12 protein-coding genes are annotated in these 9,878 nt (G+C 66.0%); 7 read left to right on the top strand and 5 right to left on the bottom strand.

Annotated elements, in window-relative coordinates; translation table 11 throughout:
• Window positions 1–62 precede the first annotated feature (62 nt).
• Genes QOH60_RS16705 through QOH60_RS16685 form a run of 5 tightly spaced genes read left to right on the top strand, consistent with a single transcriptional unit; the run spans window position 63 to window position 3,024 of the window.
• Window positions 63–542: a ribose-5-phosphate isomerase gene (locus QOH60_RS16705; protein WP_526422323.1), complete on the top strand. Its 480-nt coding sequence runs from the start codon at window positions 63–65 to the stop codon at window positions 540–542.
• 3 nt (window positions 543–545) lie between these two features.
• Window positions 546–1,340: an Fpg/Nei family DNA glycosylase gene (locus QOH60_RS16700; RefSeq protein ID WP_526422320.1), complete on the top strand. Its 795-nt coding sequence runs from the start codon at window positions 546–548 to the stop codon at window positions 1,338–1,340.
• 33 nt (window positions 1,341–1,373) lie between these two features.
• The gene (locus tag QOH60_RS16695) at window positions 1,374–1,736 is read left to right on the top strand and encodes a DUF202 domain-containing protein (protein ID WP_526422318.1); all 363 of its coding nucleotides are present in this window, start codon (window positions 1,374–1,376) and stop codon (window positions 1,734–1,736) included.
• Window positions 1,733–2,044 carry a DUF202 domain-containing protein gene (locus QOH60_RS16690; RefSeq protein WP_526422316.1) on the top strand — a complete coding sequence of 104 codons (312 nt, stop codon included), beginning with the start codon at window positions 1,733–1,735 and terminating at the stop codon, window positions 2,042–2,044. Before QOH60_RS16695 ends, QOH60_RS16690 begins: the two co-directional genes overlap by 4 nt.
• Window positions 2,045–2,070: 26 nt before the next feature.
• Window positions 2,071–3,024 carry a cation diffusion facilitator family transporter gene (locus tag QOH60_RS16685; protein WP_526422314.1) on the top strand — a complete coding sequence of 318 codons (954 nt, stop codon included), beginning with the start codon at window positions 2,071–2,073 and terminating at the stop codon, window positions 3,022–3,024.
• 12 nt (window positions 3,025–3,036) lie between these two features.
• Here QOH60_RS16685 and QOH60_RS16680 read toward each other — a convergent pair whose 3' ends face one another.
• Window positions 3,037–3,891: a DUF1542 domain-containing protein gene (locus QOH60_RS16680; RefSeq protein ID WP_526422312.1), complete on the bottom strand. Its 855-nt coding sequence runs from the start codon at window positions 3,889–3,891 to the stop codon at window positions 3,037–3,039.
• Between the two features lie 167 nt (window positions 3,892–4,058).
• Between QOH60_RS16680 and QOH60_RS16675 the strand changes: the two genes are divergently transcribed.
• On the top strand, window positions 4,059–4,634 hold the full coding sequence (locus QOH60_RS16675) for a hypothetical protein (RefSeq protein ID WP_526422310.1): 576 nt from the start codon (window positions 4,059–4,061) through the stop codon (window positions 4,632–4,634).
• Here QOH60_RS16675 and QOH60_RS16670 read toward each other — a convergent pair.
• Window positions 4,621–6,174, bottom strand: a complete 1,554-nt coding sequence (locus tag QOH60_RS16670; RefSeq protein ID WP_526422308.1) for an esterase-like activity of phytase family protein — start codon at window positions 6,172–6,174, stop codon at window positions 4,621–4,623. The two genes, QOH60_RS16675 and QOH60_RS16670, sit on opposite strands and share 14 nt — an antisense overlap.
• A gap of 208 nt (window positions 6,175–6,382) precedes the next feature.
• The gene (locus tag QOH60_RS16665; protein ID WP_526422306.1) at window positions 6,383–7,678 is read right to left on the bottom strand and encodes a hypothetical protein; all 1,296 of its coding nucleotides are present in this window, start codon (window positions 7,676–7,678) and stop codon (window positions 6,383–6,385) included.
• 186 nt (window positions 7,679–7,864) lie between these two features.
• Here QOH60_RS16665 and QOH60_RS16660 point away from each other — a divergent pair, with 186 nt between their 5' ends.
• Window positions 7,865–8,695, top strand: coding sequence for a cutinase family protein (locus QOH60_RS16660; RefSeq protein ID WP_526422304.1), 831 nt, complete (start codon window positions 7,865–7,867; stop codon window positions 8,693–8,695).
• On the opposite strand, the gene QOH60_RS16655 is transcribed toward QOH60_RS16660, so the two are convergent.
• Together QOH60_RS16655 and QOH60_RS16650 are read right to left on the bottom strand one after the other, a co-directional pair.
• On the bottom strand, window positions 8,692–9,408 hold the full coding sequence (locus tag QOH60_RS16655; RefSeq protein WP_526422302.1) for a PP2C family protein-serine/threonine phosphatase: 717 nt from the start codon (window positions 9,406–9,408) through the stop codon (window positions 8,692–8,694). The genes QOH60_RS16660 and QOH60_RS16655 overlap by 4 nt on opposite strands.
• 79 nt (window positions 9,409–9,487) lie before the next feature.
• Entirely contained in the window at window positions 9,488–9,775 is a 288-nt protein-coding gene (locus QOH60_RS16650) for a hypothetical protein (protein ID WP_526422300.1), read from the bottom strand.
• Between the last annotated feature and the right edge of the window lie 103 nt (window positions 9,776–9,878).

Here is a 9,878-nt window from a genome sequence, read left to right as displayed (position 1 = left end):
GGGTTCAACGCTATCCGCTGACGCATGTTCGGGGAAGCCAGGGGAGCGATAGGCTTCGCGCCATGCGCGTCTACCTCGGTTCAGACCACGCTGGATTCGAACTCAAGCAGCAGATCATCGAGCACCTGAAGCAGACCGGCCACGAGCCCGTCGACTGTGGCGCATACGTCTTCGACGCCGAGGACGATTATCCGGCGTTTTGCATCTCGGCCGCACTGCGCACGCTCGGTGATCCGGGCAGCCTCGGCATCGTGATCGGAGGCTCCGGTAACGGCGAGCAGATCGCGGCCAACAAGGTGCCTGGCATCCGCTGCGCGCTGGGGTGGAGCACCGAGACCGCGTCGCTTGCTCGCCAGCACAACAACGCACAGGTGATCGGCATCGGTGCGCGCATGCACTCCGTCGACGAGGCGCTGGCGATCGTCGACGCGTTCGTGGACACGCCGTGGTCGAAAGCCGAACGCCACCAACGCCGTATCGACATACTCGCCGAGTACGAGCGGACGCACGAGGCGCCGCCCGTGCCGGGCGCGCCGGAATAGAGCGTGCCCGAGGGTCACGCCCTGCACCGGCTGGCCCGGCTGCACCAGCGAAAGTTCGGCCGCCATCCGGTGGCCGTATCCAGTCCCCAGGGCCGGTTTACCGACGGTGCCGCGATCGTCGACGGCCGGGTGCTGCGACGCGCCAGCGCGTACGGCAAGCACCTGTTCCACCACTATGACGGTGGCCCGATCGTGCACGTGCACCTCGGGTTGTACGGCTCGTTCACCGACGCGGATGTGCCTATGCCGCTACCGGTCGGTGAGGTGCGCATGCGGATGGTCGGCGCCGACTTCGGCACCGACCTGCGCGGGCCGACGGCCTGCGAGGTGCTCGACGAGGCGGAGGTCGACGCGGTGATCGCGCGGCTGGGTCCCGACCCGTTGGAACGCGATGCCGACCCTGCGCGGGCGTGGAAGCGAATTGCCAAGTCGCAGAGACCGATTGGCGGATTACTGATGGACCAGGCGGTGATCGCGGGTGTCGGCAATGTTTACCGCAGCGAGCTGCTGTTCCGCCATGGCATCAGTCCCTACCGGCCGGGCAAGGACCTCAGCGCCGACGAATTCGATTCGCTGTGGGCCGATTTGGTCGAGCTGATGGCGATCGGCTACCGCCGCGGCAAGATCGTCGTCGTCCGTCCCGAGCACGACCACGGCGCTCCGTCGTATCGCACGGGCCGCCCGCGCACCTACGTCTACCGACGGGCAGGCGACCCCTGCCGGGTCTGCGGCACGCCTGTGCTGACCGCGGTGCTCGAGGGCCGCAACGTGTTCTGGTGTCCCACCTGTCAGACCTAGACCGAGGGCGCGATGCGGTGTTGACTGTCGCCAGTGACTGAACGCGTCGACACCCAAGAAGCTGAGCCCGATTACCGGTTCACGCTGGCCAACGAGCGGACATTCCTTGCCTGGCAACGCACTTCGCTCGGCTTGCTCGCTGCCGCGGTGGCGATCGTTCAGTTCGTGCCTGAGCTCGGCGTCCCGGGGGCCCGCCACATCATCGGCGCTGCGCTAACTGTTCTGGCCATGATGTGCGCGGGGCTAGGTCTTCGGCGATGGCGCGGTATCGACCGCGCGATGCGGCGCGGTTTACCGTTGCCGGCCTCGCGCGCGCCGGTTTACCTCGGCCTCGGGCTTGTTGCGATCGGTCTGCTGGTGCTTGCCATCGTGGTGATCCGGGCCGTCGCCCAGTGACACGACCCACCGAGAGGGGGCTGCAGGCAGAGCGGACGGCGCTCGCCTGGAGTCGGACGTCGCTTGCCGTGCTGGCGAACGGGGTGTTGCTGATCCTGAAGCATCCGGGTGAGTCACCGCTGCGGATCGCGGCCGCCGGTGTGGCCGCGGTGTTGACCGCCGCGATCTTCCTCGTCGGGCGCACGCGTCAGCAGACGCTTGCTCGTCGCCCGCTTCCGGCCCGTGTCACGCCGGAACGCGAGGTGACCTTCGTTGGAATCGCGGTGATGGTGCTCATTGTGATCACCGCGCTCGGGTTGTTCGTCTGAAATCGGCTTGGGGAACACTGTCAACTGTGTCTGACCAAACTGACGCCGGCCACGATGTGTCGAGCGAGAGCCTGCGCACGGTGGTGGTCGCCTTCGCTGCGAATGCTGCGATCGCGGTGGCCAAGACGGCGGCGGGGGTGTTATCCGGGTCGGCGTCGATGGTGGCTGAAGCCGCTCATTCCTGGGCGGACACCGGAAACCAGGTGATGCTGTATGTCGCGGACCGACGCAGTCGGCGCCCTGCCGATGCGCGTCACCCGCTCGGGCACGGCCGCGAGGCCTACGTCTGGGCGCTGCTGGCCGCCGTCGGACTGTTCGTCGTCGGCGCGTCGGTGTCGATCTGGCACGGCGTCACCGAAATCATCCATGGCGAAGAGGGCTCGGGGGATTATCTGCTCTCGTACGTCGTCCTGCTGATTGCGCTTGTGCTGGAAGGGATTTCGCTTGCGCAGGCGGTGCGACAGCTTCACCGAGAAGCGCAAGAGTACGACCGCGACCTGCTTGAGCACGCGCTGGCCACGTCCGATCCGACAACCCGAGCCGTCTTCGCCGAGGACAGCGGGGCGGTGATCGGAATCGTGATCGCATTCGCGGGGCTCGGACTGCACCAGCTCACGGGCAATGCGGTGTGGGACGGCGTCGGGTCGATTCTGATCGGCGTTCTGCTCGGGGTGATCGCGGTGTTCCTGATCGACCGCAATCGGCGGTTCCTGACGGGCGAGCCGGGTTCCGACGACCTGCGCAACGCGGTGATGGCGAGAATCCGGGAGTTGCCCGATGTCAACGATGTGCGGTTTGTCCGGTTGACGTTCGTGGGACCGAAGCGGCTGTTCTTGGTCGCGAGTGTGGACCTCGTGGGTGATCCCGTCGAATCACATGTGGCACGCACGCTTCGACGGTTGGAATCGGAGCTGGAGACGGATCCGCACATTGCGGACGCCGTGCTGACGATCGCCGATCCCGACGAGTCCGGCTTCTAGACCGGCACCGGCTTACCAGCCGCCGAAATCGCCGCCGCCGAAATCGCCGCCGCCGAAGTCTCCCCAGCTGCCGCCATCTCCGCCGCCGTCGCCGCCCCAGCCGCTGTCCCACCCGCCGCCATCGCCGCCGCCGGTGTCGCCGCCGCCGGTGTCCCACCCGCCGCCATCGCCGCCGCCGGTGTCCTGTCCGGCGTCGTACCCGCTGTCGAATCCCTCGCCGTAGCCGTTTTCGAACTGGGCGGCGTTGTAGCCCACACCGCCCATGCCGGAGAACAACGCGTCGAACACCAGCACGGAGCCCACACCCCAGGCGCCGGCGACCAGTGCGGTCTTCCACCACGGTTCGGAGTACCAGCCGGCGGGCACCGGGCGCCCGGCGACTCTGCCACCGGGGTAATAGTTGGGTGTCCGGTTCGACGGAGCGGGTGATGCCTCGATCTCGTGGCCGTCGACTTTGACGCGACGGTCCTCGGTGACGGCGCCTGCGGACTGCTGCCCGGTCAGGCCCTCCAGCGCCGGGCCGGGATCCATGCCCATGGCCTCGCGTGCGGCGCGCACGTAGTAGAGGCCTTCCAGCGCGCTCTCCTTGGCGAGCTGCGCCTGCTTGGCGGAGGTGGCCTGTTCGATCTGCGACGACGCCGCCGTGTACCGCTCGGACGCGTCGGCCAAGGCTTGCTTGGAGGCGTCGTCGGCGCCGGACAGTCCCAGCACTTGGCCGCCGAGCCGCTCGATGACCCGGCGGGCATCAGCCTTCGCGTCCGCGAGCGAGGCCGCGGACCGATTCCGCGACGCCCGCCACGAGACGACCACCCCGAGCGCTATCGCCGCCACCACGATTACGAGGATCACCACGAACGTCGTATTCATGATGCTCAGCCTACCGAGGGCAAATTGGCAGGAACCCGGTTCGACCAGGGTCGCGCTCGCCGAGGTGTTCTGCCCAGTGCGAAATGGGCGCAGCGAATCTGTCCCGCCGGATCGGCTCTGGTGCCGATAATTGACCTTCGACGCCGAGTCCCGAGGGGAGGGGTTACGTGACGCGTTTCCGGGTTATCGCTGCGCCGGCGTGGGCTCGCTGGCTTATTTATGGAGGTTTGTTCGCTGTCATCGAGATTGCCCTCGCGCCGTTGCTCATGAGGGAGCTGGTCAGCGAGTGGCGCTGGCCCATGTACGTGATGTTCGCCGTAGTCGTCGGCGTGGCATTCGGTGGAGTCATCGCGGCGATAACGCAGCCGGCGCACCGCACGTACCTGTCGGCCGTCGCAGGACTCGGCCCCGAGGACAGGCAGCGCGCGGCCGCGGCCCTGCGCACCGGTGAGGCCCCGACGAATCCAGCCGTGCTCGCAGCGGCGATAAAGCTTGGCCAGAGTTTCCTGAACGCGGGCTCGTCAACGACTCAGCGGCTGGTCCTCAACGTGGTGGTCACCGCTGCGTTTCTCGGCGCGGGCATCGTCTACCTCACTCACGACGATGCACCCCTGGGCGGATTCTGGATCGGCCTTTCGGTGCTCTACCTCGCCGCGACGCTGTGGGAGCGGTACAACCGGCAGCGGATGCAACGCAACGTCGAGAGGTTGCGCGCGGCCAGTTCGGGCGTCACCCCACCTTGATCGACAGCGTGACGTTCTGGGTGCGGGCGGGCAGCCGGGACGTGTCGACGAACAGGATCTCGCCCGAGTCTTGTGTGCCGTTGGGCAACACCTTCGGCTTCAACGTGAAGGGCGGCCCGCTCGATTCGATTCCGGCGAGGCCGAAATCGCTGTCGTTGGAGATGACGATGGTCTTGCCTCCGTCGGGTGTGGCCAGCCCTTCCAGCTTGTCGTGACCGAAGAAGTCGCCGCGCGGGTTGAGTTGCGTGAGCAATGCGCCGACGTCAAGCTTCAGCGTCTTGCCCACGACGTTGATGCCGTTGGATTTCAGCTGTTGGACGGCCTTGGCCTCGCTGGTCACTCCGATCAACGTTTCGATCGGCTTGCCATCCACCAGCAGCCCGCCGGCCTCGGCGCGGTAGCTGGTGTCCGCGACCGTCGAGGCGGGGCCGACATCCGTCGCACCGGAGATATCGGCGAGATAAATCTTCTTGTTCGCGCCGGGCTGCAGCTCTCCGTCGCGCTCGACGACCAGAAACGAGGTGGCGCTGAGCGCGGTGATCTCCGAGACCACCACTTTGGTCTTGTCCGGATCGCCAAGCGGGTAGAGGTATTCGTGCGCAGCCTTGTCCGCCAGGTTCACCGTCAGGATGCGGGTCAGGGGAACGGCTTTGGCTGATCCGTGTAGGCCTGGCGTAGTCAGTGCGCTCTGCATGATGCCCACCAACGTCGAGCCGTCGGGCGTGATCGTCAAACCCTCCAGCCCCTGATTCGGGGTGCGCAGGGACAATTCACGCGGCAACGCTCCGTTGTAGGGCGAAAGCCGTTGCAGTTCTTGGCCGTTCGCGTCGAAGTGCACTATCGAGGGGCCGTACTCGTCGGAAACCCAGAATGTCCCGTCGGCGAGCGCCACGAGACCCTCTGTGTCGAGTCCGTGGTCGGACGTCGGCAGCGCTGAGCCGTCGAGGGTGACCAGCGTCTCGCCCGTCGGCGCCCCGGGATCGGACAGCCCGTTGATCGGCGCTCCGTCAGGCCCGGTCAGCAAGATCGTGCGTTCGACGCTTGCGGTGCCGTCGCGGAGGCGGAACTTCTCGATCCGAGGCTGATAGTCCGGAACCGGCAGCACCTTCTCGTTTTCGGTGCGGCCGTCGACATTCGGGCCGCGGTCGGTCAATCCGTACAACTCGTCGGGACTTCCCGGCACCAGGGCGATCGCCGACCCCGCGCCGCTGCTCTGGATGGGGACATCGCCGACGATCGTCAGCGGCGGGGTGTCCACGGCGAAGAGTTTGACCGCGTCGGTGGTGGTGACTTGCAGTTGGTCGGTGCCGGTGAAACCTCTGTTGGGGGTGTAGACCATCGTCCCCCTGGGGCCGTAGGCGATGACGCCGTTGGCGGGCTGGGTGAATGCCACCGGGGTTGCGCCGTTAGTAGCCGCCAGCAGTTGGCCCGGTGTGAGCTTGAGGGTTTGGTCCTTCCCGGTGCTCACCTGAGGGGCTTGTGCAGTCGACGATGTGGTGCTGCGTGAGGAATCCGGACTGGGCGAGCAGCCGGCAGACATCGCGACCAGGATAGCGGCACAAACCAGCGTCACGTGCCGGAAACCCACGGGGAAAGGCTACCGTCGGCTCAACGGCCGGCGGTGACGGTCGTCGGGAGTGTCCCACTCGGCAACGTTGACCAGCTGGTAACGCGCATCGGGTGAAAGGGCTCGATACAGCCGAAACGAACGAAAGCCGCGCTGGGCAATCGTCGAACTCTGCCAACTCTCAGTGCAGGACAGCCGCTGAGTCGGTACGTGTTTGCAACCCAAGGGTTTTCCGCATGTGCCACGCAATGTCGCCCTCGTCGCCCTTTTCGGGGTGCGCGAAATACTCGGTGTGCGCCGAGCCGCGCTTGAGCCTTTCGGGGGTGTTCCCTTGCACCGCGATGTCCTGGATGCCTTGGCCGAACAACGGGCGCAGCGCTCCGCCGAACCAGTCACCGCGCAGCTCACCGCGAATCACGGGAAACCACAAGTTCGTCCACCGTGTCACGGCGAACAGGGACTGCGAATCCAGAACCTCTGCGGCCCGAGGACTTTCGTCGCTCTCGACGGGCAGCGTGTCGGGTCTTGGTGGGCAGGAGAGGAGCGCGCCACGCTGGACGAGCTCGTCGAAAACCTGGCGTCTCTCTGTGTGATCGGTCTTCTTGAATCCGCTGACCAGACCCGGCCGGGTAACCAACAGGTCGGCGAGGGCCAGGGGCGACCCGACGGTGATGAAATCAGTAGTGCGCCAGGCGCTTCGCCGAGCGTCGGCATGCTGTTCGTAAATCTCCGACCAGAATGCCATCAGCGCATCGTAGGCGATGTAGGTGCCCACACCGTGGGCCACCACGAGGATGCGCGAATACCGGCCGTCGTGCAGCGCGCGCAAGAGGTCGACCAGACCTCTCCGGATAGCCCGTCGCGCTTCATACGACTGCGGCGTGTTGTCAAGGTAACGGGCAACGTCGACGAGTGAGCGCGTCACGCGGTTCACCAGCAACCTGCCAAACATCCGGAACAGGCCGAACCAGAAAATCAAAATCACTGCGCTGCCGATCAATCCGACGAACCAATGGGGCACGTCGGTGTCGAGCAAGTACCCGACAACGAACAGGGCGGGAACCGTCAACAGGATCGCGATGATCACCCTCCAGACGCGCCGCCAGATCCCGAAGAGGGGATCGGGGACGTTACTTGGCCGTCGCAGCAGGATCCGCAGCGCCATCGCCATCGCGCCGGCGGACCGAGGGGCGGTCATCAGGAATGACCAGTGGTACTCGAAGATCTCGGCTTCGCCTTGGATGGGTTCGCCTTTCGCGACGAAACGGCGAGCCTCGTAGGTATCCGTGATGACTGCCGGTCGCGGGTAGTAGTAGTCCCATTTCGGGTCGTCGCGATTGCCACGTGGGCGCAGAGCCGTCCTGACGAAATCGACAAGTGTGTCCATCGGACGCCGCTCGCCCATGCCGTGGACCAACACCACGGCGGTTCGACCGCCGTCGCTCTCATGCGTGGAGCCCGTTGTCTCCGCTGCCATATCGCTCTCCCGACTCGTCTTGCGCGCCGGGTTTGAGTCTGCGGGGCGACCGCTCGAAACAACGGGAATTCGCGAAATCCGGTGCAGTGAGGGTTGCGATGAGGTCACATCTTTGCTGCGGCTGTAACGCTTCGTACGTATTCAGGCGATAGTTCGATCAGATGTGCGGGTCGGAAGGGGAAATTGGTGATAGGTCGTCTTTGTCCAGCCATCGCGATGGCCGCGATGGCGGTTGCCGGCGTAACGAGCGGTACTGCCGCGGCCGAGCCCGCATGTCCTGACTTCCATTGGATCGGGGCGGCCGGATCGGGCCAGCGCACCGGTACGGACCTCACTGCATACGCAGGGATGGGCAAAGTGGTTTATCAGTCGTATGACGAACTGCGCAGCGACCTCGCCCAGAGTGGAAAGACGATCACGGCCGAAGCCGTCGAGTACCCTGCGGTTGACGTGCCGGCGGACGGGTCAATCGGCGGATGGCTCGGTTTCCTCGGCAGTGTCGGCAGCGGCACCGATGCCACCGCAAAGCAGTTCGCGACGTACACGGCCCAGTGCCCGGACACCATGGTGGTGTTGGCCGGGTACTCGCAAGGTGCGATGGTGATCCACCGCAACCTGTACAAGCTCGCCGATGACCCGCATGTTGCCGCTGCGCTGCTGATCGCTGATGGCGACCGCCTGCCCACAGACACCACCGTCAACATGGGGACAGCCGCACGCGTGTCCGGTGTCGGCAAAGGCGTGGCGCAGGAACACGACATCCTGGCGAGGACGAACACCTCTCCGTTGCCGAAGTCGATTGGTAGCCGGACGATCAGCGTGTGCGACATGGGCGACCCGGTGTGCGACTACAACCCCGCCACCAGCTCGCTAACACCTGCCGCGCTCGCCGTGCACACCGCCTACGCGCCCACGCAGACCGGTCCGCACGCCTGGGGCAACCAGCTCTACGGCATTGTCGCGACGCACGATTCGCCGTCGTCCGCGCACCTCCAACAGACGTTGGGCACCCGCTAACGGCCGACCTGGAGCACGATCGCCGTCGCGTTGTCGCGCCCGCCCGCGGCCTCCGCCAGAGCCATTAGTACGCGTACCTGCTCGCTCGGCGTCGCTCGCAGCCCGAGTGTTTCTTGGATCTGCCGATAGGTCACTTGTTCGGCGATGCCGTCGGTGCAGAGCAGAATCACATCGCCAGGGCACAGGACGACGCTCATGACGTCCGGTTCCGGTTGAGCGGGGTGTCCGACGTAGCGCGTGAGTCGGTATCGGTCTCGGGCCGCATGGGGTGAGTCGGCGGAATACCAGCCGTTGATCGCGCCGAGCCACGCCATGGTGTGGTCGACCGTCAGCAACTCCAACAGACCATCGCGCAACCGGTAGGCGCGCGAATCGCCAATGTGCACAAGCCAATACCCGGACACACTCGACACCAACGCCGTCAGGGTGCAGCCTGCCAGGGCGCCTTCCCGTTCCCCGAACTCGCGGGCCTTCTCACTCGCCTCGGCCACCGCGGCCCGCAACGAATTCGGGTCCACCGCCGCGGAGCGCGCACACGCCACCAGAGTGTTGACGGCGGTGCGGCCGGCCATCGCGCTGCCCTCTCCGTCGCCCATGCCGTCCGCGACCACCGCGATGAGCGGGTCGTCGGAAAGGTGGGCGACGTCGAAGTTCACTTGATAGCGGTGCCCGATGTCGCTGCCGACGTCACCAAGCACGACCGGGTCCGTCATGAACGGAGCGTAGTACCGGCGAAATCCTGAGGGAGGCCGCGAAAACCTACATTCCGAGACGCTGGATCGAACGAGGTCGCTACCCGGTGTTCCAGCAGAAGCCGCTGATGCAGCCGTTGAAGTGGCCCGGTCCGGCGTTCGCGTTCGCACCCGGCACGAAGACGCTGGCACTGTCACGATCGGCGCTCGCGCCGGCACCAGGGATGTTGATCCCGGCGTTGTCGCGTCCGGCGCTGGCATCCGCGCCGGGAATGCTCACGCCGGCCTTGTCCGGGCCGCAGTCATCAGCGCAGCCCGGGTCAGCGGCTGCGAGGGGTGCGGCTGTCACTGCAGCGGCCGCGACGAAAGCCCCGATCGCAAGATTCATTTTTACGAACATGCCTCTTGCGTACCACTTTTGACGAGCAAGGAACAGTAGGCGCGCCTCGCCCGTAACGAATGCTTAACCCGGACTGCCCGCGCTTCCGCTG

Origin of the sequence: Mycobacterium sp. (genome assembly GCF_032159765.1) — a bacterium.
In the GTDB taxonomy this organism is placed as follows: Bacteria; Actinomycetota; Actinomycetes; order Mycobacteriales; family Mycobacteriaceae; genus Mycobacterium.
The sequence above is the reverse complement of the archived record's forward strand: the minus strand, read 5'-3'. Positions and strand labels throughout refer to the sequence as shown.